The 24,851-nt window shown below is 40.7% G+C and carries 36 protein-coding genes; 1 reads left to right on the plus strand and 35 read right to left on the minus strand.

The genetic code is table 11. The features are described 5' to 3' along the window. Positions 1 to 396 precede the first annotated feature (396 nt). A complete protein-coding gene (locus ADJ60_RS00555) occupies positions 397 to 588 on the plus strand; it encodes a hypothetical protein (protein ID WP_000109864.1) in 192 nt (63 codons plus the stop codon). 91 nt (positions 589 to 679) lie between these two features. Here ADJ60_RS00555 and ADJ60_RS11885 read toward each other — a convergent pair whose 3' ends face one another. The 35 genes from ADJ60_RS11885 to ADJ60_RS00730 all read right to left on the minus strand — a co-directional run bounded on the left by ADJ60_RS11885 (position 680) and on the right by ADJ60_RS00730 (position 24,643). After that, positions 680 to 1,552, minus strand: coding sequence for a CHAP domain-containing protein (locus ADJ60_RS11885; protein ID WP_049542673.1), 873 nt, complete (start codon positions 1,550 to 1,552; stop codon positions 680 to 682). Positions 1,553 to 1,554: 2 nt separating this feature from the next. After that, on the minus strand, positions 1,555 to 1,884 hold the full coding sequence (locus ADJ60_RS00565; RefSeq protein WP_049542675.1) for a phage holin: 330 nt from the start codon (positions 1,882 to 1,884) through the stop codon (positions 1,555 to 1,557). A gap of 15 nt (positions 1,885 to 1,899) precedes the next feature. Then, complete coding sequence (locus tag ADJ60_RS00570) at positions 1,900 to 2,616, minus strand: hypothetical protein (protein ID WP_049542676.1); 717 nt, start codon at positions 2,614 to 2,616, stop codon at positions 1,900 to 1,902. Between the two features lie 5 nt (positions 2,617 to 2,621). Continuing rightward, the gene (locus tag ADJ60_RS00575) at positions 2,622 to 2,942 is read right to left on the minus strand and encodes a hypothetical protein (protein ID WP_049542677.1); all 321 of its coding nucleotides are present in this window, start codon (positions 2,940 to 2,942) and stop codon (positions 2,622 to 2,624) included. Positions 2,943 to 2,948: 6 nt separating this feature from the next. Beyond that, positions 2,949 to 3,434, minus strand: coding sequence for a hypothetical protein (locus tag ADJ60_RS00580; protein WP_049542678.1), 486 nt, complete (start codon positions 3,432 to 3,434; stop codon positions 2,949 to 2,951). Next, a complete protein-coding gene (locus tag ADJ60_RS00585) occupies positions 3,424 to 3,885 on the minus strand; it encodes a hypothetical protein (protein WP_049542680.1) in 462 nt (153 codons plus the stop codon). The genes ADJ60_RS00580 and ADJ60_RS00585 overlap by 11 nt, the downstream gene beginning before the upstream one ends. Before the next feature lie 12 nt (positions 3,886 to 3,897). Continuing rightward, positions 3,898 to 4,644, minus strand: coding sequence for a hypothetical protein (locus ADJ60_RS00590; protein ID WP_049542682.1), 747 nt, complete (start codon positions 4,642 to 4,644; stop codon positions 3,898 to 3,900). A 17-nt stretch (positions 4,645 to 4,661) separates the two neighbouring features. Next, positions 4,662 to 5,045: a hypothetical protein gene (locus tag ADJ60_RS00595; protein ID WP_049542684.1), complete on the minus strand. Its 384-nt coding sequence runs from the start codon at positions 5,043 to 5,045 to the stop codon at positions 4,662 to 4,664. A gap of 8 nt (positions 5,046 to 5,053) precedes the next feature. After that, entirely contained in the window at positions 5,054 to 5,452 is a 399-nt protein-coding gene (locus tag ADJ60_RS00600) for a phage upper tail fiber protein (RefSeq protein WP_049542687.1), read from the minus strand. Between the two features lies 1 nt (position 5,453). Further along, positions 5,454 to 6,500: a hypothetical protein gene (locus tag ADJ60_RS10795; RefSeq protein ID WP_065428604.1), complete on the minus strand. Its 1,047-nt coding sequence runs from the start codon at positions 6,498 to 6,500 to the stop codon at positions 5,454 to 5,456. A 10-nt stretch (positions 6,501 to 6,510) separates the two neighbouring features. Continuing rightward, positions 6,511 to 7,029: a DUF2313 domain-containing protein gene (locus tag ADJ60_RS00610; RefSeq protein WP_049542689.1), complete on the minus strand. Its 519-nt coding sequence runs from the start codon at positions 7,027 to 7,029 to the stop codon at positions 6,511 to 6,513. After that, positions 7,016 to 8,071: a baseplate J/gp47 family protein gene (locus tag ADJ60_RS00615; protein ID WP_049542691.1), complete on the minus strand. Its 1,056-nt coding sequence runs from the start codon at positions 8,069 to 8,071 to the stop codon at positions 7,016 to 7,018. The genes ADJ60_RS00610 and ADJ60_RS00615 overlap by 14 nt, the downstream gene beginning before the upstream one ends. Further along, positions 8,068 to 8,466: a DUF2634 domain-containing protein gene (locus tag ADJ60_RS00620; RefSeq protein ID WP_049542693.1), complete on the minus strand. Its 399-nt coding sequence runs from the start codon at positions 8,464 to 8,466 to the stop codon at positions 8,068 to 8,070. Before ADJ60_RS00620 ends, ADJ60_RS00615 begins: the two co-directional genes overlap by 4 nt. After that, positions 8,463 to 8,759 (minus strand): DUF2577 family protein, encoded by a 297-nt coding sequence (locus ADJ60_RS00625; protein ID WP_049500563.1) that lies wholly within the window; start codon positions 8,757 to 8,759, stop codon positions 8,463 to 8,465. Before ADJ60_RS00625 ends, ADJ60_RS00620 begins: the two co-directional genes overlap by 4 nt. Continuing rightward, positions 8,760 to 9,725: an XkdQ/YqbQ family protein gene (locus ADJ60_RS00630; protein WP_049542694.1), complete on the minus strand. Its 966-nt coding sequence runs from the start codon at positions 9,723 to 9,725 to the stop codon at positions 8,760 to 8,762. Beyond that, positions 9,722 to 10,384 carry a LysM peptidoglycan-binding domain-containing protein gene (locus ADJ60_RS00635; protein WP_049512705.1) on the minus strand — a complete coding sequence of 221 codons (663 nt, stop codon included), beginning with the start codon at positions 10,382 to 10,384 and terminating at the stop codon, positions 9,722 to 9,724. Before ADJ60_RS00635 ends, ADJ60_RS00630 begins: the two co-directional genes overlap by 4 nt. Positions 10,385 to 10,398: 14 nt before the next feature. Beyond that, positions 10,399 to 12,837 carry a tape measure protein gene (locus ADJ60_RS00640; RefSeq protein ID WP_162489582.1) on the minus strand — a complete coding sequence of 813 codons (2,439 nt, stop codon included), beginning with the start codon at positions 12,835 to 12,837 and terminating at the stop codon, positions 10,399 to 10,401. A 168-nt stretch (positions 12,838 to 13,005) separates the two neighbouring features. Continuing rightward, entirely contained in the window at positions 13,006 to 13,407 is a 402-nt protein-coding gene (locus ADJ60_RS00645) for a phage tail assembly chaperone (protein WP_049500668.1), read from the minus strand. An 18-nt stretch (positions 13,408 to 13,425) separates the two neighbouring features. After that, positions 13,426 to 13,890, minus strand: a complete 465-nt coding sequence (locus ADJ60_RS00650; protein ID WP_049542697.1) for a phage tail tube protein — start codon at positions 13,888 to 13,890, stop codon at positions 13,426 to 13,428. Positions 13,891 to 13,908: 18 nt separating this feature from the next. Next, positions 13,909 to 15,192, minus strand: coding sequence for a phage tail sheath subtilisin-like domain-containing protein (locus ADJ60_RS00655; RefSeq protein ID WP_049542698.1), 1,284 nt, complete (start codon positions 15,190 to 15,192; stop codon positions 13,909 to 13,911). Further along, positions 15,192 to 15,404, minus strand: a complete 213-nt coding sequence (locus ADJ60_RS00660; protein ID WP_162489583.1) for a hypothetical protein — start codon at positions 15,402 to 15,404, stop codon at positions 15,192 to 15,194. Before ADJ60_RS00660 ends, ADJ60_RS00655 begins: the two co-directional genes overlap by 1 nt. After that, positions 15,379 to 15,801 (minus strand): phage tail terminator family protein, encoded by a 423-nt coding sequence (locus tag ADJ60_RS00665; RefSeq protein ID WP_049542700.1) that lies wholly within the window; start codon positions 15,799 to 15,801, stop codon positions 15,379 to 15,381. Before ADJ60_RS00665 ends, ADJ60_RS00660 begins: the two co-directional genes overlap by 26 nt. Continuing rightward, on the minus strand, positions 15,791 to 16,219 hold the full coding sequence (locus ADJ60_RS10780; protein WP_050253783.1) for an HK97 gp10 family phage protein: 429 nt from the start codon (positions 16,217 to 16,219) through the stop codon (positions 15,791 to 15,793). The genes ADJ60_RS00665 and ADJ60_RS10780 overlap by 11 nt, the downstream gene beginning before the upstream one ends. After that, positions 16,206 to 16,562: a hypothetical protein gene (locus tag ADJ60_RS00675; RefSeq protein ID WP_049542702.1), complete on the minus strand. Its 357-nt coding sequence runs from the start codon at positions 16,560 to 16,562 to the stop codon at positions 16,206 to 16,208. Before ADJ60_RS00675 ends, ADJ60_RS10780 begins: the two co-directional genes overlap by 14 nt. Position 16,563: 1 nt before the next feature. Further along, positions 16,564 to 16,917, minus strand: a complete 354-nt coding sequence (locus ADJ60_RS00680) for a hypothetical protein (protein WP_049542704.1) — start codon at positions 16,915 to 16,917, stop codon at positions 16,564 to 16,566. Positions 16,918 to 16,934: 17 nt separating this feature from the next. Next, positions 16,935 to 17,174, minus strand: coding sequence for a hypothetical protein (locus ADJ60_RS00685; RefSeq protein WP_049542705.1), 240 nt, complete (start codon positions 17,172 to 17,174; stop codon positions 16,935 to 16,937). A gap of 14 nt (positions 17,175 to 17,188) precedes the next feature. Then, on the minus strand, positions 17,189 to 18,103 hold the full coding sequence (locus tag ADJ60_RS00690) for a hypothetical protein (protein WP_049542708.1): 915 nt from the start codon (positions 18,101 to 18,103) through the stop codon (positions 17,189 to 17,191). A 26-nt stretch (positions 18,104 to 18,129) separates the two neighbouring features. After that, positions 18,130 to 18,696 (minus strand): phage scaffolding protein, encoded by a 567-nt coding sequence (locus ADJ60_RS00695; RefSeq protein ID WP_049542710.1) that lies wholly within the window; start codon positions 18,694 to 18,696, stop codon positions 18,130 to 18,132. Positions 18,697 to 18,822: 126 nt separating this feature from the next. After that, positions 18,823 to 19,035, minus strand: coding sequence for a crAss001_48 related protein (locus tag ADJ60_RS00700; protein WP_049542713.1), 213 nt, complete (start codon positions 19,033 to 19,035; stop codon positions 18,823 to 18,825). Between the two features lie 201 nt (positions 19,036 to 19,236). Next, positions 19,237 to 19,515, minus strand: a complete 279-nt coding sequence (locus ADJ60_RS00705) for a hypothetical protein (protein WP_049542714.1) — start codon at positions 19,513 to 19,515, stop codon at positions 19,237 to 19,239. A 61-nt stretch (positions 19,516 to 19,576) separates the two neighbouring features. Next, positions 19,577 to 19,756, minus strand: coding sequence for a hypothetical protein (locus ADJ60_RS00710; protein ID WP_049542716.1), 180 nt, complete (start codon positions 19,754 to 19,756; stop codon positions 19,577 to 19,579). After that, positions 19,747 to 21,513, minus strand: coding sequence for a minor capsid protein (locus ADJ60_RS00715; RefSeq protein ID WP_049542718.1), 1,767 nt, complete (start codon positions 21,511 to 21,513; stop codon positions 19,747 to 19,749). Before ADJ60_RS00715 ends, ADJ60_RS00710 begins: the two co-directional genes overlap by 10 nt. Beyond that, a complete protein-coding gene (locus ADJ60_RS00720) occupies positions 21,473 to 22,900 on the minus strand; it encodes a phage portal protein (protein WP_049542720.1) in 1,428 nt (475 codons plus the stop codon). Before ADJ60_RS00720 ends, ADJ60_RS00715 begins: the two co-directional genes overlap by 41 nt. Positions 22,901 to 22,911: 11 nt before the next feature. Then, positions 22,912 to 24,168: a PBSX family phage terminase large subunit gene (locus ADJ60_RS00725; RefSeq protein ID WP_049542723.1), complete on the minus strand. Its 1,257-nt coding sequence runs from the start codon at positions 24,166 to 24,168 to the stop codon at positions 22,912 to 22,914. Then, complete coding sequence (locus ADJ60_RS00730) at positions 24,158 to 24,643, minus strand: terminase small subunit (protein ID WP_080983300.1); 486 nt, start codon at positions 24,641 to 24,643, stop codon at positions 24,158 to 24,160. Before ADJ60_RS00730 ends, ADJ60_RS00725 begins: the two co-directional genes overlap by 11 nt. Between the last annotated feature and the right edge of the window lie 208 nt (positions 24,644 to 24,851).

The following is a 24,851-nucleotide window of genomic DNA, read 5'->3' on the forward strand; positions in this document are numbered from 1 at the left end:
TTTTTTTGAAAAAATTTTAAAAAAACTTCATCAAAACCATTGACATTATACAACTTTAGTTGTATAATAGATACATAAGGTTAAGGAGGAAACCTTAGACAAGGAAACTAGTAGAAAGGAAAACAAAATGTTTAAGTTCAAAAAGAAGCCACTCAAAGTAAAAACAAATAAGCTAGTAGTCAAAATAAACTTATTTATAATCAGCTTTGAATGGCACTTAGAAATTGGATAGTGAGAAATCACTATCCACCCCTTCGGGGGTGTACTTAAATTATAACAGGAAAAACAATGAAAGTAAATCTAAAAATTAGAAAAACCACCAAGCGTGAAAAAGTTGAATTTATTATTGGACTTCTTCTACTCCTATTTGCAGTTTGGTATTTTATGAGGTAATATATGTCAGTAGATATTAAAGCTATCCGCTGGCTTTTAGACAACGCCACAGCCTATGCTATCAGCAAAAACTGTGGCGTATCTATTCAGGCCGTAGATAAGTATAAAAACGGTGTATCAGATATTATGAACATGCGTTTAAAACACGCTATCAGCATGACTTCTTACGCCCATACACTACAAGAAAAACAGTGAGTACCATCACTGTTTTTTCTATTTTGAGCAAACAAAAAACCGCAAGCCTGAGCCTGCGGTGAAAGAACATTTTAGAAAGTTTCCTTTCTATTTATTTAACTGTGCTAGTGATCAAGCCATCTGGCTCTACTGTAAACTCTGGCTTATCTGCCAATGTTCCGTCTGCCTTGAGGTAGTACCAGCCTTTTTTATCGGCTGATTGAACGAATGCATTTGATACCATAGCGCCTTCTTTAGCGTCTAGGTAGTACCATGTCTGCTTGTGCTTAATCCAGCCAGTGACCATCTTGCCGTCTTCATCAAAGTAATACCAAGCGTTGTTGATACGAGCCCAGCCAGTTGCCATAGATCCTGAATCCGTGAACCAGTACCAGGCGTCCTTATAATTCAACCATGTACTGCGTTTCATGAAGCCTTTGTTATCGAAATAGTACCAAACATCGTTGATTTTCTCCCATTTATCGGTTGGGTATGAGCCATCTTCACGAACCCACCACCAACCGTACTGGTTTTGTTGCCAGCCAGTTTCAACCTCTTCAGGCGGTACGATATACCCAACGATTTCACTTACAGAGCGCTCATTATAGCGACAAGGTCCGCCCACTTCCAAGTAGTCCCAGTTGCCATCGATGTTCTGCTCAATCGTCTTGATAGTATTGCCGTCTGAGTCCTCATAGACAAGCCCTGTATGCCCGTAATTGACACCATCACCAGCCACATAGGATTTCACGAAGAACCAACCAGCTTTTGGATAGTCAGCGTCATACACGACTTTCAGACCTTGAGAACGTGCTGACTCAAGCAAGTCGTAAGCATTGCCCCAAAGGGTCACACCATACCAATGACGTAACCCATAACAAGGTACGTCAGCGCACTGAAAGCCATAAGCTCCATCATTATCCACTCCATCGCCAGAATTAGCCTTGTTGATGAAGAATTGAATCATTTCTTGTTTTTTAGACATACTTACTCCTTCCAAGCGTCATTCATCTGCTTCACTGCTGACTCTACAAAGGTGTCTAGGTCCTTATCAGTCATGCTGATGTTGTATTTTGTAAGCTCAGCTCTAACTTTATCACGAGCTTGCTCAAGCTTTTCATCGCCCTTGTAGCCTGTTTCAGTCGCTACCTGCTCTACTGCGTGTACTGCATTTTTAGCTAGGATTTCAGCGATTTTTACAGCTTTCTCTCCACCTTTACGTAAAAGGTAGTCTTTCACTGCTTTCACGATACTGCCTATTGCTACTGCTAAAAAGCCTGTCGCAAAAGCAATCATAAATTCATTTAGTTGTGTCATATTATTTCCTCTCTTTTATGGTAATTTCGTAGGCCAAGGCTCATCTGTCAAGTATGAGATGGCGCTCACACGAATATCTCCAATATCTTTGTTTGTTGGAATGTCTTCGTTAAATGTGAATTGAATGAAATTTAAGTCAGATTTACCGCCTAAATACCAAATTCCATAAGGTCTACCCTTATCGTCATAAGTTGGTCCTACAAGCGAATTTTCGCTTCTAAAACCTTCGGGAATACCGTTAGGATAAGTAAGTTTAGCCCCTTTGTCTCCACTGCTGTTGTGTCTTACAAATCCAGGTCCACCTCGTCTACCTACGCCAAACCAGCCCCACTGAAGGCCTCCGAATTGATAAGTAACAAGATTGTTTACTCGTCTGATTTTAATGAACGAGTTGCCTGCTCTAGAGACACTGTTTAACGTTCTCCAACCAGTATCACCAATCAAAACACGCCAGCCTGTGTTGTCATTTCCGCTCTCTTTTATCCATTTCAGAGCGCCGTTTGTCACGTTGACATCTACATAGGTCGTTCCGATTTCGGCCATTATACGACCTTCTGGAGAGCCTGTGCCACGGATTTCATGCCCTACGTTGTCTGGCAATGGTAGAGTGACATTATTCCCCCCAGCGATGCCAAGGGTATTGCCTGTCAAGGTCAGCCTTGGTTCAGGCTTTTGATTCAGGGTTTTAACATCACGGCCAACCGCTTGAGCAAATTCCTCTAAATTGCTCATAGCAATCACGCTTTCGCAGCATTATACGTTGCTAACAGGTCAACATTGGCAAACTCGTCAATACGACGGCCGAGGTCAGCCAATTTTTGAACGACTGCGCCTTCAGTGCTACCACTCATTTTAGCGATTTCCTCAGCGATTTCTTTGAGGGTGTCAAATTTTTCAGATACACCCTCACCCAAAATGTCGTTCTTGACAGCAGTTTTAGCTTGTTCAATCAGTTGTGTGACTGTCGCACTGTCAATCTTTGTATCGATTAACTGCTTCAGCGCCTTGTGATCCACTCCCAGCGCTTGAGCGAATGCAATCCATTTACTTGTATCCATAATTTTTTATACCTTTCCAATATTATAATACGTGAGCAAGTCTGGGATTTCCGGACATGCTCCACCTTCGCTTACATGTCGTTCTGCAAGCTGTTTCTTAACTTCTTCAACGATATCTAATTCTTTTAATTTATAGATATCTTCCGTAACCAATTCTTTATCTGAGTCTTCAATTTCAATATAAGTATCTCTATCGCTTGGGAAGATATACCCTCCAACCGAGATTTCCACTCGGTATTTTCCGCTTGGTAAAATACTATCTAAATTAAAATTGACAGAATGGCTAGTGACGGGAGCAGTTGTCTTCCACCTGCGTTGTCCTTTTGTTAGAGTAACAACCGCTTCTTGCCCCTCAAACGAGGTCATGACACGATAATTCTCATCTAACAATTCGAATCCAAAAGTAGAAGACAAATCCCCTTGCTTAATAAGGTCGCCACCATCAATTCGAGCCAAATTGGTTGTATTAACTTTGCGGTTGTTACAACCCATTCTGCGCCCCTTTCTCATCTTCAACTAAGATGTCGTCTCTAATCTGCAACGCTTCAAAATTTTTGTACAAGTGGTCTATGTAGCCATTACCACCAAGAGCCTTATAGCTATTGTGCATATTCTCCACTACATAGAACTCATCTTTCGTTGTAAAACCACGACGGATTGACCTGCGAATATCACGATCGAGGTGCGTCCTCATCGTTACAAGGTGCGCATCGTCGTGTAGTTTTAGCTTTGCCTGTACTTCGTCAATTTTGGCGTTGTTCTCTTCAGTAGTAATCTGGACATCTTTGATTTGTTTCTTGACTTCACTTAACTCTGAAATGATTTGGTCTGTCTGTTCCTTTGATTTCTTCGGTAACTTATAGCTAAACCAAGCTACGATGATTGGCGTGGCAACTGGTAGCACGTTCATGAAGAAATGCTCTGTTGATTGTAAGACGTCCATAAAGCACCTCCACTATTGGTTAGGTGTAACTGTTGTAGCAGGAGGTTCTGCAGTTGTAGGTGCCACGGTAGCTGTCGTAGAAACTGTAGCTACTGGTGCGACAGTAGGCTCATTCGGTGCTTTCGGTACACTAAACTTCCAAGTTGCTAGAACACCATTCTGGTAAGGTGTTCCTTCAAGTTGAGCAAGGGTTTCTCCTTGATAAGTAAAGGACTGATTGGTTTGAATCAAGATGCGTTTACCTTCTCCATTAACTTCGACGTGACCAGGGTCTTCGACCGCAAAGATTGAACCTGGTTCATAAATTTTTCCAATTTCGGCCAGTGGGAAGAGTTCAACCATTTCTTTATAGGTCGTGCCATAAGAGACTTTTTCACCCATGATAGAATCTTGAGCCATCACTCGTACAACCTTATTGATACGATTTGCAAGTGCTTCAAGGTCATTTTGCTTCGCTTCTGTTTGAGTCGCTTTCTGCTCTGTCTCAGCCAGTTTCTGTTCAGTCTGCTCCAATTTAGCTTGATTTTCTTGCAGTTTAGTTTGAGTTTCTTGCAATTTAGCTTGCGCTTGTACAATAGCGCTTGTAGGGTCTAACTCGGTGCGTATCACATCTTTAACTGCTTCAATAAGTGTTTCATCCGTGTCGCCCAAGCGGTCACCGTCTAATTCACGAGTGAAGAAAGTAAACGGCTTGTCACATTGAATAGAGACCGCCGTCTTGCCAACTTTAAAAAATTTATTTACTAATGCAAATTCCATGTTTAATGTCCTCCTGATTATCTAAAATAAAAGTATAGGGAATCGCCGTATGCAAAATTGTTTTTGAATATTTGTTTTTGATTGTCATCCAGAAATTTAACGTACAATTTAATATTTTTATCTGTTGTATATACATATTTAGCATATGCAGTTGTTATTGTATCATTTGGATGATTGATTCTTATTTTTATTTCCTTTACCTTGTCTTCTTCGTGATAATTATTATTGAATGTACCGCCCTTGGCAGTTAAATCAAAAATTAAATAATTGCCTGATTCTATCGGATTGTATAAGTATTGAAACCAACCAATATAGACCCACTTGCTCCAAACAAGTTTGTCACCCACATATCGCTCGACAATGTCTTTGTCACCAACATAAATGCCTTCTCTTGTAGCCATAGCATCACCTACTCATACACATCATAGATTGTGTTTGAGTCTTTCGTCCTGATTGCTTCATACTGGGATTTAGAGCCAAACCAGTACTTCATTTGCTGATTTCCGTTCTGGTTAATCAGCTTGTTTGCAACTACTTCGGACGGTGTACTTGGAATCCCAAGCGCTGACCTGTTTACTCGTAGAACACCCGAATTATCGACTGTAATCGTTGAGTTGTCAGGTCGGACAACTCCGTTTGAACCAGCTGTCGCTGTTGCGGGAGTTGGACTCACTCCGTTTTTAAAAGTCTGCACAGACACTTTCTTCAACCCACGCCCATCATGAATCATGATGTTGTCCGAGTTGTTGACCTGACTAGCCTGTGGCAAATCAGTTACTTTTCGTGTCTGTGTACTAATTACTGCCATGTTATACCTCCATAATATATTTCCAATCGGCAACAATTACACGGCCATTTTCATCAGCAAGTAGGGTATGTTCTGTACCGTCGTCTGTACGAATCGGAGCAGTGAAGTCATTCTGCAAGAACATGTACTCAATAGCGTTTAGTCTATCTTCATGCTCCTGAAACTCACGCTTTAAAGCCTCTACAGACTCATAACTTGCTTGTTTAATGTTGTCTACGTTACCCAAACCAACTTGGGATTTCGTCACTCCATGCGGATTGTTGCGATTAGTTGAGTGATTGTTAAAATCTTGCTTACTTGCTTGCTCAACATTCGTGACATTCCCTAGTCCCACTTGTTGCTTAGTGACATTGTGTGGGTTGTTTTTGTTTTGAATGTGAGCAGTTAAATCAACTTTCTCAGCCTTGCTTTTAGTGACCTCGTCAATTTTTTCAGGCAGACCGTCGATGTCTGCAACCTTGTGCCTGTGACTTGAATCGGCCTTCCCATTCCAGCGAGTCCGTTCTTGGTCAGAAACGTGACGGGCAGTATCTCCAATATGATTATCGATATTGGTTTGTAGCTTTCTTTCTGTCGCCTTCAATTCAGGGACAGTTGCATAAACCAAGTCAGTCGCATTGTATTGAATGGTAATCTGGCTATTCTTACTAATAGTCGTGTTGAAATCATAGTCTCGATATACATAAGCAGATGTTTTTGGAGGAATCACATCCCCTTGTTCGGCCCAAGTGTACATGTACATGAACTCTTCATGATTCCCACGTTTTGCAAAAACACCGATTTCATTCACAATCATTTCACGCTCAATCTGTGAATTATCAAATCGAGCTGTAATACGAATCGTATCAGCTACATCAGTCGATAAGGACTGTGTCACTTGCAAAGAATGAACAACTTGTACAATATTGTTTTTCTTGCCAATGTCCGTTCGATGCCGTCCGCTACCTAAAGCTATTCGAGTAAAGACCAGTGGTTCTCTATTTTGAATTGCTAAGGCTGTTTCACTAATTGCTTTATCGGTCACAATAGGTTGGATAAAATATCCCATTTATTTCCTCCTATCCAAATCGAACCGAACGAATGTCTCTGAATGTGTGAGCCCCAATATAAATCGCATTCATCATTGGCGCTTCAACCGAGAATTGGATTCCTAAGTGAGCAGGAATCAATTCACGCACATACTTTAAAAAACGGTTCAAATATCCGGTCGGTAATTCTCCTAAAAATCGAATATGTACTGCCGAACCCTTGACCGTTACTAAGTTGTTGACATTCGTAAAGCTCTTTGTAATTTTTTGTAAACTCACCGAGTTAATTTTGATTTTGGAAGAAATTAAAGTGATTAAATACCGCCTTCGTTCTTCCAAATCAATTGTTTTTGGTTTTACCTGCAAGGCCTTTTCCCAACGTGTAATCCAGTCTTCTGTCGCTTCTGGCAACAACATCAATCGTCTGGTATCAAAGATTAAGTCTGCAATCAATTCCAGTTCTGGAATTTCAGTTTCAAACAAATCGTTGATGGTTGGATCTAAGACCTCTGGCAAAGCCGATAACATACGATATCTAACTTGTGACATTGATAGTTACCTCCGCTAGTTTCGGAAGCATGTTGGTAGAAAGTTCAATACTTTGTTCCCTGTCATTCAACAAAATACGGTCCACATCTCGAACCCCATTAATTCTGTCAATGATTGTGGCGACTTTATAGTTTCGAACCTCTTTCTCTTCAAATGCTTCTTCACGTAAGTATTTAATGAGTTGAACTTTCGCCTCATTCTTGATTGTTTCAATATCTACATCTTCATCAATCTTGATAGTTGCAGTAATACGAACGTTATAGCCACTTACAGACTGAACAGTCACATAAGCACCAATTGGAGCTACGCCTAATCCGTGGCCACTTGGTTCAGGGTCTAAGTAATTCTTGAACTTATTTACAAGTTCAGAACTAGCTTCGTTACCGTCAGCATCCGTAATAGATACACGTACTGTATTTTCGCCTTTCCAGAGTGGCTCTACCAAGGCCGAACCAACACCAACGAACTCACTTGCCCATTTCTTGTATTGGGCAATGTTTCCGTTTAAAGTCGGTGTTTTAAGATACTCAATGGTCCGTTTACGGAGTTGTTTATCCGTCTCTTCATCTTCGCCTACAACGATAACAGAGCCGATTTCTGCCCCTTTAAAGTCGCTCAACACATCAATGTTGATGAGTTGACCTCTTACATAGTTGGGAGCATTTCCGACTTGTTCAGCTACTACGCTATACTCGAATCCGGAGCGGCGTTCCAAAACACGGAAATTATACTCACTATTAACCACACTAAAACGGGTTCCTAGTGGGATTTCCTGTTTGAATTGAACCAATCGAACTGATGCCGTGGCTGGCAAGCGTTCAACTCCAAACTGCCTACATAATCGAGTTAGGAAGATTCCTGTACTCGTATCCAAAAAGTTAACTTCCTCATACGATTTTAAGACCGTGTACTGAATAGCAACTTCTCGAGCTGCAGGCGCAACTAGATTGTACAAGACAGATCCTTGTCTTTTGTCATACTTATCATCAAACAAGGCCAGCATATCCTCTAAAATTTCTGGATATGTTTTTACCTTTATCATCGTTTCACCTCCAAATCCATCTCAAATGTTCCAAAATCACTATCAACCATGAACTGCACATAAAACTCATCTTTCTTTACCTTAGTAGAAAAAGAATGAGCCTCATGAATCCTGTCATCTTCATACAAGGCCTCTTTTATGCGCCGTGCGATATCCATCTGGGCATAGTCCATATCCCCACCAAATAAGGCGTCTAATTCAACACCGTAGCGATGGTCATAAATTGTATAGATGAACCGTTCAGTTGTCAGCATGCGTCTGATGGATTGCTTCAGAGCACGAATGCCATCTGTTTCTAGCAAGATATTGGTTTCATCTAGTGTTAAGCTAGGCTGTTTCTTAGCTTCGACAACATTTTTAGCAATGTTTAAAAAGTTTGTTTTAGGAGTACTCATTCATCAGAACCCCCTTTCACTTTGCGCTTGTAGTGGAATATCTTCTTGTACAAGACATAATAAAACCCTCCACCATCTTGTCTGATGAGATGAAGGGTTTGCCCAACGTATTCAGGATCCAATGCTTCATCGGTCCATGTGACAGCAAGCATGGAATCATCTAAAATCAACTCATTGGTCAATTGGATTTTGAGGGGAGAAACCGATAAAACAACACCAGTCGTTATCTTCGCGAACTGGCGATTTTCAATGAAATTACTAATCAATTTCTTTAGATTTTCTATTACTTCCATCTACTCACTTCCTGCCATGAATAATTTAATTTCCATCGTGTGCTTTTCTGCACTGAAGGAATGAGTTGCCTCTTCAATGACATACCATCCCTTCTTCTCAATATCCTTAACATCCACATAGACTGCATGACCTGCTAAAAAGTCAATACTTCCAATATCAGCTTTTAGACTGAAAGTTTCTTTGGGACGGTTTTTCATCTTCAAGAGCATTTCGCCCCATTGCTTGATTTGCCCCTCAGTTGCTTTCTCATCCACTTTTTTCATGTACTGGAGTTTTCCCCAAGCTCCGATATTGTAGCTGTCCTGATAGATGTAGACCTCTCTCTTTTTGGTTTCTTTGTTCTCTTGGATCAAGCGAACAATATTAGCACTATCCTCAATCGAACCTTCAAACTCAAAGCTAGACATAAAGGATTCATTTCCGATAATGTACTGGATTGGTAAGTTTTTCGGAGTCGTTAGTGTCAACTCTCCGAACTTGTCATACAAAACCAGCAATTCTCCACTTTGCACCAAGGTCTCATCCATGGCCTCTTGGATAATATCCAGAGCCTTCTTATCTTCCTTCAACTGAGGGGATAAGGTCACGGCTGGGGCTTTTAGTTCCCCAATCTTCAAATCAAAATCTCCTGCGATTGCCGAGACGATTTGATTGACGTTTTTATCCCTAGCAACAAAGTTGATATTGCGTAGTAAGTACTTTATCTGGTCGTGGAAGGTCAAGGTTGTTTTAGTATCTTTTTCGTACTTGACTTTGGTCAAATAACCAAAGAATACCTCTTTATCATCTAGCTTGAAAGCGAGTGGAGAACCATATTCAAAGGCTACCTTTGTAGAGTTGTACAAGGTAATCTCCACGCTCCAAGCTGACCCTTTTCTAGTTGTCTTGAATTCGACCTTTTCAGACACAGTCGCTAAATCCCATGTATCTCCAGTTTTATTGTTCTGATAGAATAATTGCATCATGGTATCACGAACTCCTGTCCAGGGTAAATCCAATGAGGGTCTTTGATTTTGTCTTTGTTGGCTTCGTAAATTTCAGTATATCGGCTACCATCTCCATAAAAAGTCTGAGCAATTCCCCACAGCGTATCACCGCTCACAACCGTATGGCTTTTTTGAGCAGGTTTCTCAGTCGTAGGGCTACGTTCTTCCGTAGCTTTCGCCTGCGGTTTCTTTTTAGTAGCCTCAAGTGCTTGCTTATCTTTGATGGTGACCTTGCGTGGTTTATGAGACCGATATTGTAAGAACTTAATCTTGTATATCAGGTCATTTTCATATCCTGTCTTGGTAGAGACATCGAACTGCTCCACTAGAAATTTCCCGTTAATAGCAGAACCAAAAGCACCCCCAATCATGAGTTGAATGGGAGTGCCTTCCGTCTTAAATTTACGAATAGATGATACAAAGGATTCTGGAGAGACACGGCTATTCCGTTGGTAGTTTCCGTCGTATCTTCCGCTAGGAATAAAGGATTCAAACTCAATCGATTGAAGCTCTGGATTTCCGACAAGCGGAACGTTACCAGTATCGATGATAGCGACTGTCTCAATTCCTTGCTTGTCCTCCAGTTTGATTTCTTCTGGATTCACTGGCAATTTAATGCCTTCAATAAATATAAACATCTGCTACCTCCTTCCTAGTAAGCCATGAGGCCATCAGCGCCATTATTCAAAGCGTCTACAATCGTTGCATTCAAATCATCCAATACGTTAGCATACTGGCCAGCGTTGTTAATGGAGTCAATGTTGGTGACAATCTCTGGTTTCAAGGTAATAAAGTTCTGTTGCCACTTCATGGTCGCAACGTCCTTAATTAACTTGATGTATTCATCGTCCAGTTTGATTTCATCTTCAATCTTGCCGACTTTGTCTAATTTACCACCCGTTGGATTGTGACCGCCACCTTTTCCTCCGTCGCCTTGTTCAGGGACTGAACTTGCTGGGCTGAGTTCGTAAGGTGTTTTTCCTTGGTCGCCCAAGAAGTTGTTTCCTGCACCGTTGGCATCTCCAGCTCCTTTGAAGAAACCACCTACAGCCTTGTCAATCCCTTGGCCGATTTCATACCCTTTATTAAAGGCTCCCATTCGGTCGCCAAGTTCAAGATAACCGAGTTGTGGAGTGTCAAGGTGCGGAGTTTCTAAACTAGCTTTGTGTTGTTTAAGACCGTCTGCCAAGTGAAGGCCTTCAAAGGTCTTCTTAACTGGTTTTTGCATGCTATCAATCGCACCAGCTACATCTCCTGCAAAATTAGTTCTACCAAGCGAAACCGAACCAACTGCACTGATATTCAACCCAAGGCCGTTCAAGAAGCCAATCATGCTATTAAATCCGCTAAGAACAGAGTTAATCATCCCTTCAACCGAACTAATAACACTATTGACCATGCTATCTACAAATCCTGCAATAGCAACAGCCATATCACGGCCACCTTGGGCAATATCGTACCAAGCGCTTTGAACTTGGAAAGACATCTCGTTCCATAAGTTGACAGCGCCAGTAACAAACCAGTCGATAAAGTCTAAAATACCTATCAAAATAGTTAAGATAGCCTGATAGAGAAACATCCAGAATGCTATTGCGGTATTAACATACCAAAAAACACCCTGTAGCATCATATTAATCACCCAGATAGCTGCATTGGCAATGCTAAGAAGTATATTCCAAATGGTCATTCCTAGGTAAAATATAGCCCCTATGATGATTCCTGTAGCTGATACGGCTGCACCAGTAAGATTGTTAAACCATGTAACTAAGGCATAGAAGAGACCAATCAGAATGATGACCGCCATGACAATCAACATGATTGGGTTCATTGCCATAACTGCATTAAAACCAGCCATAGCTGTTTTAGCCACGTTGGTAGCGATACTAAATAATTTAGTGGCGATTTCTGCTGCATTCATGGCAACCACATAAGTAGCAATAGCAATTGCTACGGCAATAATAATCGGTTGAATGACAGACCAGTTGTCAATGACAAATTGAGCAATCGGCGCCAACATACTCAAAACAGCCCCAATCATATCCATAGCAAAGATAACCGCTTGAACGACATATTGAAGCACCGTAGCTACAATCTGAGCAAATTGTTGGAATGCGGACGAGTTCACTATCTGATTTATCTTAATCGATATTGGCTCAAGCGCCTTAGTCACAAAGTTCAGGAAGTTCTGCCAGGCCCTGCCCCAAGTTAGGGGCATATTACGAAACTGCTTGTCAATCGTATCGCTTGCTTCTAGCATGGCAGTTTTGACAATGTCGGCCGTAATCTTCCCGTCTGCTCCAAGTTTTTTAACCTCGCCACGGCTGACGCCTAGCTTATTGGCAATAGCTTGGATTAAGGCTGGTGAAGTTTCAGCTAGAGAACGTAGCTCATCACCCTGCAGCTTACCACTAGCCATAGCCTGAGTAAGCTGAAGCATGGCGTTTTTTTGCTCTTCAATGCTTGCCCCACCTACTACAAAGGATTTGTTCATGGTTTCTAAAAAGGCAATTGTTTCGCCATTGTTTTGAAAAACATTACCAGCGTGAAGACGCATCTTAGCGACACCGTTTGCCATGGTTGTATAGGCTGAGCCTGTACGTTGTGCGGATGTATAGATAGACTTTTGAAGTTCCTCTGTCGTCTGCGTACCGTCACGAATCATATCTAAACGGGCGTGCATATTGGCATACTCGTCTGACATATTTATAGCTTGTTTGGCAGTTTTAACGACTGCAATACTAGCTAAAGCAGTCTTCAATAGACCTTTCAAAGATCCTAACTTACTTAATTTGTTAGAAGCATGGTTCGAAGCATTCCCTAAATCTCTTAAGGCTAGTTCTTCTTTTTTTAGTCCTGCAGCAGCTAGAGTTGAACTGCTTATAAATCTACCGTTGATATCAATGACTCGCCCAGCTTTATTGACAAAATATTGGCCAGAATCACCAGCTTTTTTCATAGTGGACTCTTGCGCCTTCATGGCTTTATCTATGCCAGAACCTGCATTTTTGACACGCTCCATGGTCGCATAGATTTTATTTAAAGTGCCTGTGACTCTATCGGTCAAAGACATGGTTGTTTGTATATTTGCCAATAGAATCACCTCACTTCTTCATTGCTTTTTTACGTTGTAGCCCCTCTTCGTGCATGACTGCAGCGAAAAAGGCTTTTTCTTCTACATCCATATTCACGAATTCGCTAGGGCGAATGTAATAGTTTACGAGGGCGAAGTAGGCAAGTTTTGCCTCTGCGTCCTCTTTTATTAGTTTTTTGCCTCGTCAACCTTGTCTTGGAATGTTTGGTTGATACCGCTGAGTTCGGTCACGGCTTCCAAAATCAAGGCGCTTTCGCCCCAGTTAAACATAGTACCGAATAACTCAGAAGCTCCCATTGCTCCATAAGAATCTTGCAATTCTTTATCGTTAAGGTCAGGAACCACGATAGACGCAATACAGATTTCACGGTTATATTTAACACCGTCAAAGACACGCTCTTGGCGTCCATTACGACCAGGTTTATTTACAAAGCAACGGTCATTGATTAAGTCCGCTTCACGAGCGCTCAACACTCGAATCTTAACTGGTTCCTCAAAAGAAGGAAGCAAGACATCCTTAGTCTCTTCCCCTTTTTTATTTTGTTTCAAAAATGCTTGTAATCCACTCACTGTTATTTCCTCCTTGTGTTAGTATGTAATTTCTTGGAATTCTGATAGGATATCAAAATCTTGGAATGTGAAGTCAGTTTCTTCGTCAATGACCTCATCTGCTGATCCATCTAGTTTAAAGATAAGCGATTCTTTGAAAAGAACCCCTTTCAAAACGATGGTATAGCGACCTGCACGAGACGAACGGTCTTCGTTAGTACACTTGATATCAATACGAGGTAAAATACCTTGTTTGACATAGTTTAAAGCCATCGCCTTTAATTCTGGGCGGTGGTAGTACATCTTCAATGAACCTGTCCCTTCTGCACCCACAATCTTACCACCCTTCATACGAGAGTTCAGAGGGGTCACGTCAGCTTTTGTGTATTCAACCTTTGCTTCTAGCGAGATAAGCTCTGCTAGTTCGTACTGCTTGTCATTGATTGTAAAGAAGACCGTTCCTTCTTTAGCAGACAAAGCATCTAATTGACTCATAATAGCCATTAGCTAGTTTCTCCTTTCTTAATCGCAGATAACTGTCATGTACAAGATTTCCATAGCGTCCGTCAAGACAACTGGCAAGTTAACCACGACAGACTCTTTAGTAATACCTTGTGAAATCTCGATATCTTTCGCTTTATACTCCAAGGCTTGCTTCTGAGCAAGTGGGTCAAGGACCATTGTAATGATTCGTTGTTTAAACAACTCACGACCATTCACGTTGTTTGGTACTTTACCGATGAAGTAGTTCTCAAAGATATACTTGACATTGGTATTGATATTATCCATGGTGCGGACAAGTTTGTTCTTACCAAAAATACGACTGTGTTCTGCCGTATAGCTAGTAAATGAGTTCACGTCTGACAGGATAATCACTTTTTCATTTCGATACGCAAAGATAAGCTGACCTTTATTGATGAGCTTTTCAGCCTCTGCTTCGTTCTTACGCTCACAGTCGATAGCGCCTGGATAAGATTTGAATGTATTGGATTGCAAGCCAGCCCCTGCGTACTTACCAGCTACGAAGTATACACAGTCCTTAGCGCTTAGTTTCGTACCATCACTCAAAGTAACCCCGTTCCCCACTGATACAACACCTTCATCGTCAGCGTCCGTGTAATCATTCAGGACTGCAATAACCGAACGACCGGCGTCACGCCATTTCTTGATATGAGCCGTAACAAGTGCTTTTGTTGCACTTTCATCTGTACCCAAAGCCAAGACACGGAAGTCTTGAGTGTCGAGTTTATTTAGGAAATCTTCAACCTCTGAATTGGTTGTAGCTCCATCGGTACCACCTTCAAGTAAGATTGTTTTATCTTCTGTTGTTAAAGTACCCGTTACATTCACATAGTCATTCTTAAATGGCAAGGCTGTGATGATTTGTTTATCAACTTCTTTTCCAAAGAAAACAGTTGTCACTTCAAAACCAGTCTCGACTTGTTTCTTGAAGATAACATGAATATGGTTACCAGCCAATCCTTTGTATTTAGCTGTAACGACCATATCATTTTCTGTTTTCGTTGCCTGTACCCCAGTGTTGTTCACACCGTTATAGACAAGGACCTTACCAGTTCCTTTCAAGGCTTCACGAATCGGAAGAAGTTCGTCAATCGGTTTACCAAACAGGCGACGGAAGTTGCTTGTACCATCAACAAGTGTGAAGGCACCAGGCTCTCCCCAAGATCCAGCAATCATAACTGCTGCAATCGTATTGTCTTCCAAAGGAATAATCACATCATCTCTTGATACGAAATTGATGTAGGCCTTTGGAACTCGTTTATTCTGTACTGTCCATTGTGCCATTAGTTAGCCACACCCTTTCTCCAGTCTTCTAAAATGCGTCTTACTTCTGCTAGTGAGTATGACTGGTCGTCTTCCAGCAAAATGTTTAACAAAGTGGCATCATCTTCAAAATACTTGAGTAATGCCTCTTTACCAAATTTATCTTCAGTGGTTGGTACCACTGGTTCGGTTACATAACCTACTTCTTCATTCATTTCCATGAGAAGTTTCACCTATCCTTTCTAATATTTGCATTCTTGGTTCTTCTTCAACCCATCGAACGTATCGAGTGATTGTAAATGTGCATATCAAGTCATTCGCATTGTATTCCACCTTCAAATCATTGATAGGGTACTTATCCCCTAAATAACGAAAAGAAGGCGAATTAAACACCATCTCAATCTCTTCAAACTTTTGGTATAAGTCTGTTGTTTTTTCGGTGTAGTAATGGAGCAAGACAATAAAAACCTGCTTATCGTTTTGGTTGGCCAACCGCTTCCGAGTCACAGGCTTCACATCTACAATGAAACAAGGCGTTTTCAATCCTTGCTGGATTTGTTCATCATACACCTTGCACCCAAACACATCTTTGAGTTGCTTAATGACGAGTGGTCTAATACTATAATCCACCTAGTTCCTCCTTTAGCCTCTCTTCGATTTGTTGCGTGATTTGTGGGATTTTCTGTTTAATCTGTTCTTCTGTCAGCCTCATCATGAAGCGCCCTTCTACCCAAGGATTGACCAAACGCTTACCAATGGCAGGGACATAACGCCCTACTTGTTGACGGTGTCCACTTTCGACGAAAGAAGCATATTCCATAGGGTTGAATGCGATAACCTCGTACACATTCCCATTTTTGCTTACTTCCATCTTCCAGGATTGATTGAGTTTACCTGTTAAGCCTTTTGGTGTTCGTTCCTTAACCTCTTTCAAAAAGGCTAGGCCGATATCTTTAGCAGCCTGCATAAACTCAGAATCAATGATTGCCTGAGCCCGTTCAAGTCGTTTCAAGAACTCTTGAACATCACTATCATCATAACCACTCATGTCGTCTTACCACAATTTCTTGATGTGTGGCATAGACCATCGGGTCTTCACTAGTCAAGTATTTAACACCGTCCACAATCAATTTACTACCAGCTTTGATAGCAAATTTAGGCGAACAGAAAATCTTGTGTTCTGTCTTGAGCTGGTGCGCTTCGTTCTGCTCAGTATTCACTAAGTTACGAACAGAGACACGACAGGGAACTTTCTTGTAGATTTCTTTGAACTCTACAAAGTCAGCTCCGTTTGGTTTCATACCCTCGACAGTAGCAAACACATCCATCTTTTTATCATAGGTCCATTCAATACTTGGCCTTGCCTGAGATAAGACATCATTGATATTCATCCTACCACCTCAACTTTCTGAACCTCTGTAGCTGACTCGTAAAGTCCAGCAAGACACTTTCGGCCCGTCTGGCAAGGTCTGACTTACCTAGTTCGACACGAGTATCTCCAACAGAAATATTCTTGCCTTGGACAGCTTGGTCAGGATTACAAACAACATAAACCATCTGAATGGCCACAAAGCGCAATTCTAAAGGAAAATCCTCACGATTGCAGTAGTTAAGAATGTTCTGCATGACTTCATCGACTACTATCTCTTCTGGATAGCATGAATAACGTTGTTCGTACAAGTCAATCAAGGCTTGTCTAGCATCTTCGTTATGCTTTTGGATTTCTTCCGATGTTCTCTTCTCCATCAGCAGAACCTCTCTTTCTACTTATCGTCTTTAGTGGATTTTTTAGATAGTTTTTCAAGTTCAGCAAGAGCTTGGTCACGTTCAGCAACTACTGCTTTGTACTCTTGAATAGTGTAAGTACGTCCGTTAGTCGCTGGCTCTACAACTACATACTCACCATCTTTGATTTCAACCACATCGTAACCATCTTCCAAGAAGGTTACTTTTTCTAGTTCGTCGATATTCAACACACGATTGTCTTTCTTTACTGTTAACATTTTCTATCCTCCTTTTAAGGTGCGACGACAAAGGCTAGACCTTCATGTTTAGTCTGGAATAGCAATACATCATCATAAGATTGTTCGTAGTATCTATAGTTACCGCTTGAAGCAGCACTTGGTGCATCAAGACCCACAAAGTCATATTTTTGTGGCGCTGCCATACATGGAATGTGAATCAAGAAGAAATGGATTTGTTTGGCAGTTGGGTCAACTTTAGCACCATTTGTGAAGTTGTACAAGGTCTTCATACGGTCAGATGGAATAGCTGTCTCAATAGTCACATCATCTAAACGACCAACTGAACGGTCAATAACTGTACCTTGTCCGTGGATATTGACTGTACGGCCAAATTGCTTGATGTTCTTGATCATGCGCTTAACTGCTGGTGTACAGAAAATAACACGACCTTCTGCTGGTACTCCAGCTTCGTCCATTTGTTCCATCAGCTCATCGAATGTTGCAAGGAAGTTTTCCTCAGTCAAATTCAATGACTTAATTTGTTTACTTTCTGTATCAAGCGCTTTCTTACGAGAGAACAATTTAGAGACCATGAATTTATCCATTTCTGGGACTTTTTCAGTATCGTTGAATGTTTTAGTAATGTTAGCGATGGAAGTAACATAGTTAGTTTCATCTACATCAAGCGGATCTACTAGTGTTGACCAGTAACGCTCATTGGTCAATGTGTATGTTTCCCATTGATTTTCATAGTTAGCGTCAATATCAGTAACTGTACGACGTGTACGGTCTTTACGCCCTTCCTTAATCAAAAGACGTGGTACTTTTACTTCTTTAGCGCCTGTGAACTTCAAAAGTGTGTTGGATGGAGAGTTCCAAAGTTTTTGAGTGAATAACAATCCGTTTTCACTGTAGCGGGTTTGCAAACCTTGTTGGTAAGATTCTGCATAGTTCAATGTTGCTGGCATATCTGTTCCTCTTTTCTATTTTTTGATTATAGATCTGACGTAAACGCATTAATCATCTGCGTTGTCAGGTCGTTAGCAACTGTTTCTTCTTGTGTTGCCCCTTGTGGCTTAGCACCAGCGATGTGTGGTTCTACAGCCTTTTCTGGAGCAAATAAAAAGCCTTTAGATTCCTTCAAAGCCGTCAACTGTTCATCTAATCCAGTCACCGCTCCGTTATCACCTAATCCCAATTTAGACTTATCTAGTAGACTAGACACGATCCCAGCGTCATGGACCTGACCGCTCAAATGCATTTCAATAGCATGATCTAGTTGCATTGTCTTAAGTTGTTGTTCATGTTCCTTCTGTTGTGTCTTGTACTTGCTGTCCAAGTCTGAGTATTTTTGTTGTAGGTCAGCATTGCCCTCAGCGTCTTTTTTGAGCTGTTTCATGTCCTTATCACGCTCTTTCAACTGGTCCTGCAAGCCTTTGGCATTATCTTCTGCAGCAGATACCTTTGCTTGTAGGTCCTGTGTTGATTTCCCGTGTTCAGACATAACTGCTTCAACTTGTTCTTCAGTCAATCCTAACTGTTCCAAAAATTTACGATTCATTTCTTTTCCTCCTGTACGTTTTGTTTAACGTGGCAACGACCACGACATTTTGGTAAAGTAAAAAAGCCTTTTAACGCCATGCCCGGGGCGAAAAGAAAACCGTACGGGATTCCATACGGTTAAGTTTTATAATTCGATTCCTTCGATTTCTGCTCGAATTTCTAGCCAGTATAAATAATGACCCATAGCGCACTTTTGATTTTTTAAAACTTCAATTGAGCATTTTGGCTCAAAATTGAGCGTACCAGCTTCGTATTTGATAACCATTTTATGTAATTTTGTATATTTATCCTTAAGCGCATTGTATTCATCGATAAAACGTCTTTGCCAATCTTCCATTTTTTCTATTCCTTTCTTCAATTCACTAATTTATAGTAATTTATAGCGGTTTATTCCTGCCAGTCAAGATGTCGGATCACCTACTTTCTATTTCTGAAACCTGTTAAAATCGCAAGAATAGTTCCTACAATTAAAACAAATAGCCAAAAGAATACCAACCACCCAAAGGCGATTGATACCCAATCCCAGATAAACATATCTTTACTCCTTTACTTTTTTATATGTTTCTTTAAAGATGTCAGGTTTGCATGCATAAAATTCACCTTGCACACCTTTGATAATATAATCGCCTGTTTTTGCGACCATGACACCCTCAAGTGTTTTAATCTCACACCATGCTGAATTTTTATTCCACTTGCCACTATCGTGAATGATAATCTCATTCCTTGTTACTGCGTCCCAAAACCAATCTTCTTCAATCAAGCAACGTTCGTTGAGTTGGACGGCCTCGATTACTACTGGTCTTTTACGATATTTCATTTCTCACTCCTTTCTAAGCATAAGAAAAGCACTTAGATTTCTCTAGGTGCTTTGGTAATTATTAATAAGCAAATTCAAGTTTTGGTTTTATATCTTGATAAAGTTTTAAAATTTCAGCAGGAGTATCCTCACGGAAAATAAATTGTTTCTTTCCTGAAATAGTTTTATCGCCGACAATCCAGTGGCGGATTTGTTTTGTAAAAATCAAAACTTCTTTGCTAGGCATAACCATTACTTCCATGATAATACCTCCTTGACTTTATTTAACAAATTTGGGTCTGTAACCTTATCTCCCAATACCCCGACTTCAGCAACCAACTCATTTATGTTATCGTTGTAAAACGCAATAGCTGCATTATCGCTAATACTATAAAGATAATTATAGTCATGTTTCAATTGTTCCTTGACATATGACACTAATGGGGAATTCAATTCAGACATCGCTTGTTCGACACTATTATACCGCTTTTTGTTGGCTTTGTAAAATGCTTTAGCAGAGTCCCAATGTTTTTTATGCGTTAGTTCATGAACCATGGTATCTGTAATGTTTTGAGCAGCAAAATAATTATCAGATAGAACTTTAGCAAATTCTATTTCCGAATGAAGTGCATCACTCACAAAAAGAATATCTTGCTTATAATCATACCCAGCAAAACCAGGGAGTCTTGATTTTTTCAAAAAAACAACTGTTGGAGTTGGAAAATCATTTAATTCCTTAAGGCTTGATTGGACATTAAAAACAGTATCTCTGATTTTCTTTGTGTTATCTTGTACCCAAAAATCAAACTCGGTTCCGCTAAGTTTTTTGGCATTCACTCGAATGTCATTTCCAACAACAAAAGACCGTTGTTTTGCCATTAAATCAATTGAACTCATGCCCTGATTATACACCTTTTCCCCATCTTTCGCAAACAGTTTTTCTTTAACCTCTTCCCCTTCACGCTCCCATCCTGCAAAGATTTCGTCCAGAGAACGTTGCTCAGTGGCTAGTTTTACTGAGCCGTCGTTTTGCAAGATATTGAAGTAAGGACTAGGTTTATCAGACTTAACTGCAGGCCTGATAGTAGAACGGCAACGGACATGAAATGGCGGTGCGGTTCGACCTGGTTCATATTCCTTAACAGAATGAACCTCGTGATTTTCTAATCTGCAAATCTCACTTGTACGACTGTCTAATACCGCTACGATTTCGTAATGGTCGCCACCTAATTCCTTGATAGTATCTAGTGTTGCAAGATTATTATAAAAGGTCGTCTCAGTCCTGACAAGCGTATCTGCTCGATGATAGGCGACTCCTGTACGTTCAGAAAGGGCTCTAGCCATTCTATCAATAGACCAGCCGCCTGTCAGACCTTTATTCAAGACATCACTAATTGCTTTATAAGCAACTTCTTTATGCACCCATACATTTTCAGAAAAGGTTTTACCACTCCAGTTACTCCCCATCTTATGCTTAACTGCATCTACACCTAATATTGGTTTCTCTATGATTCCAAAATGAGCCAGGTTCTTAGCTTGATGGATTTTACCTTTGATGTAGACGTCACTAAGAGCCTCTGTGACCTTGTCATGTATGCCGTCTGGCTTACCATATAACTCAGCTGTTAGACGCTCAATTTCAGCAAGCAAAGCCTCTTTGCGACTAATACGATGACGATATCCCAAGGCGTCCAACAGTGGTGTCGGTGTGTCAGGATTCAAGGCCATCTCACGGAATCTTTCAAGGGTTACATGCTTAAACTCTCTACGCTCTTTATCTGTCAGATATTGCTTGGCCTCTGCGTGAGTCATTTTATTATCAACTGCATACCTGGCATAGAACTTCTCAATCTCAGAAACCAACTGATGTTTATAGTCAGCTAAGGATTGACCAATCTGTGCCATGTACCTATCAGCTACTATCTGGGCGTTATGCTCCTGTTGTAAAGCACGCTCAGTCCAATACTCATCCCAATACTCATCTATCTTTTTCTTGTTCTCGGTCGTCATGATCTTCATCTACCTTTTTGAAATTAGTCTGAGAGTATGGATCTTGTCCTTGTTCCTGTTGTTCTTTCAATCGTTTCTCAACCTCTGGTTGATACCATGGATGTTGTTCACGAACACTTAAATCATCTAAAATACCGATTGAGTTTACACAATCTTGAATAGCTTCAGACTCGTTTGAAATGATGTCACGGTTAAAGACATAAGTAAATTTAGATGCGTCAAACGCTACTCCTTTGTTAGCTGCATACTGTTCTACAAACCAAAGGAATTGCTTGATACCTTTTTGGAACTCATTTTCTAGCTCGTTACAGTCCAAATCAAGGTCTGTATAGCGCCATTTAAGAGCTTGGCCACTGGCATTGCCTAGATTATCATCTTGGGTATCAATGGCTCTTGCAGCCTCATACAAGAACTTACGAGAGCGTTCAATATCTGTTTCAACTCCACTAGTATCATTGTCTGCTTGCAGGGTATCTACACCACCATCGCTAGAAACTTTGATAGAGCGGAACTTATTCAGATTATTCATGAACTCGCCCAAGTCTGCGCCTTGATAGTTTTTCAAAACATAAATCAGCTTCGGCATATCTGCCAACATATCAGCATTAGTAGACATTTGAAGTTGAATATTATCAATCAAAGACTTAGTTTGAACTAAAAGACCATCCTCATACTCGTTGTAGCGGAATGGAATCAGAGGCACTTTCTCCCAAGTATAAGGAATCCGTGTGCCGTCAGCGTTGACATAGTAAAAATTCCCCTTGGTCTCCTTAGATAGTGGATTGAGTTCGAGGTGTGAACCTGTCCAGATATAATCTGTAATTCCTTGTTCATCGTAGTATTCTACAAAGGTTTTAGTCTTCTTTACACCGCTTTCGTAGACCGCTTGATTATAGACACGCACAAAGGCTGATAATTCCAAATGACGCTCGTCTTTCCAAAAAGGGATAATCTGTTCACTTGGGATTTTAAACAAGCGTAGACGGCCGTTCTCATCGTAATAAGGCAAGCCATAAGCTATTCCTTTCATCACTGCTTCTTTACCAAGCGACTTAATCGTAGATAAAAGGTCCTCGTCAAACACACTATCTAAAAAGTCTTGTGATTTTTCTCCTTCAAGCGAGATTGTTGGTTTTTTAGAAAATAAATAACCGACCTTCTGGTCTACCAATTTCTTAAATAAACCTAATTCAATCCTTGAATTCGTCCGCCAATCCACATCTACTTTCTTATTTCGAATATCCGTGCGATTTCGATAGTAGTTGTAAGCTTCTTTCATCGTGCTTACTTTCTCAGAATTTTGGTGTTCTTTTATCTCAATCTCTAGTATTTCATTTTGGGTTGTATTCTTAATCAACAACCGCCTGATTAACCATTTAAACCAATTACTCAACATTTCTCCTTCTCCTACCAGAATGATATTCCTGGCTGTCTCATATCGTCTTCAAACGCATATCTAGTAGCGTCGATTGTGTGGTCATTTACTTCTTCTAGCTTAGGCTTGGGATTTCCATCACGGTCAACTGCATAGTCGGCACTTTCGAACTCTCTTGCGATATTCGGTGTGCGCTCTGGATCTATCACAATTGCATCCAAATCATCCAACCAGCGTTCTCCATACTCACGACTATCAGGACCTTTCTTAGCGCCTTGAACAAGCGGAATATTCAACTGCAGTTTTAACTCATCAATCGACTTAGGTTCTGCGCTATCACAGGTTATAATCTGAGATTGATAGCCTTTCTCACGGATTCTTTCAGCCAATTCACGGTTACTAATCTTCACGCCATAAATCTCATCGATAGCGTAGATAACTCGTTTCTTCTTATCGTAATGCCATCTTACAAAGGCCAGAGGGTCATTAGCATATCCAAAGTCATTCCCTTGTCGAATGTTATCGAACCTTGCTATCTCCTCGTCTGTAATCTTACGGAATACCAGATTTTCAAACGGTGCTACACCCGAACCGATAGCCTCTCCCAGATACTCCCAACGATAACGCTTCTCTGAACGTTCTCTCGTGGCCTCTGCTTCTTCTATGAATGCTTGGGATATATATGGGTTATCCAAGTAAGTTGAATGGTGTACGTGGGTATTAGGAGGTTGTATGACGCTTTCATATTTCTTATTCACCCAAGACTGTTTTCTTTTTGGAGGATTGTAAGAGTAAAAGAATTTATAAAAAAGACCATCATCCAATTCTCCACGAAGAAGGGAGTTGGTGATTGTCTTTACTTCATCTTCGGTTTTAAACTCAGCTAACTCCTCAATCCAGCCTATCGCAAATGGGAAGCGGCTGTCTTTCAAGGATTTAATACGTTCTGGATCTTGTGCACCACGGAAGATAATATAATTTCCTCTTGGGATATAGGTTATCTTCAAAGGGGACTTATTAATCTTAAATAAATGGCTGACCCCTTGCTCACTAATCGCCCATTTCAATTGCTCATAGACCGATTGTTCTAAGGTATTATCCGTCTTACGAATACACACGGCATTGACTGGATAGCGCATAATCAGTTGAATGATAGTGTGTCCGAGGTCGCTTGACTTACCAGAACCACGCCCACCCTTTTCAACCACATGTAAGATTTTAGGGTCAAACGCTGCACGCCACATAGAGTAAAAAGCCTTTGGGATAAATTCGCTCATTCTACGCTTCATCGCTAACTCCTATATCATCAACGAATTGAACAGCCGAAGACATCTCGATTTCTTTTCTCTCTAAATACGCACCATTTACTTTGAATATATGATCTAGGGAACGTTGTCTTTCTTCAATTGTCGGAGTAAATTCATAAGTCGTTTCCGATATCTCCACACCTTCAGCGGTCTTTACAGTTTTTTTAGAATATCCTTGTTGAGTTTCCCCTCTAGCAATACTAGCAGAAATTGCCAAAGCTTCTGCGATTGACATTGAACGTTCATCAAAAAGTTCTTCTGTACGTTTTTTGATATATTCAGAAATGTCAACTTTTGTCAACAATCTTTGTCCTATAGACCTCGCTGTTTTATCAGAATACCCTGCTTTTATTGCAGATTGTGTTGCATTTCTACTGATGATGTACTCATCTGCGAATCGTCTTTGTCTTTCATTCAATTTTCCATCACCACCTTTCGACAAAATAAAAAGCCACACGATGTGTGACCTTCTTGCAAGGCGACTACTACCTTGCGTGTTAATTAGAAATAAATTTTCTGATTTATTTTTTTGTAGTCATTTAAAACCTCTAGCGGAATCAAACCGCCTAGCTTATAACTTACCTAGGATATAAGTAGCTACGCAATCATGCAAGGTCCAGTCGCTCCGCAACCATTTGTAAGTTAATGAGTGATATGTGAATTCT

Source organism: Streptococcus pseudopneumoniae, assembly GCF_001076775.1.
Taxonomy (GTDB): Bacteria; Bacillota; Bacilli; order Lactobacillales; family Streptococcaceae; genus Streptococcus; species Streptococcus pseudopneumoniae_G.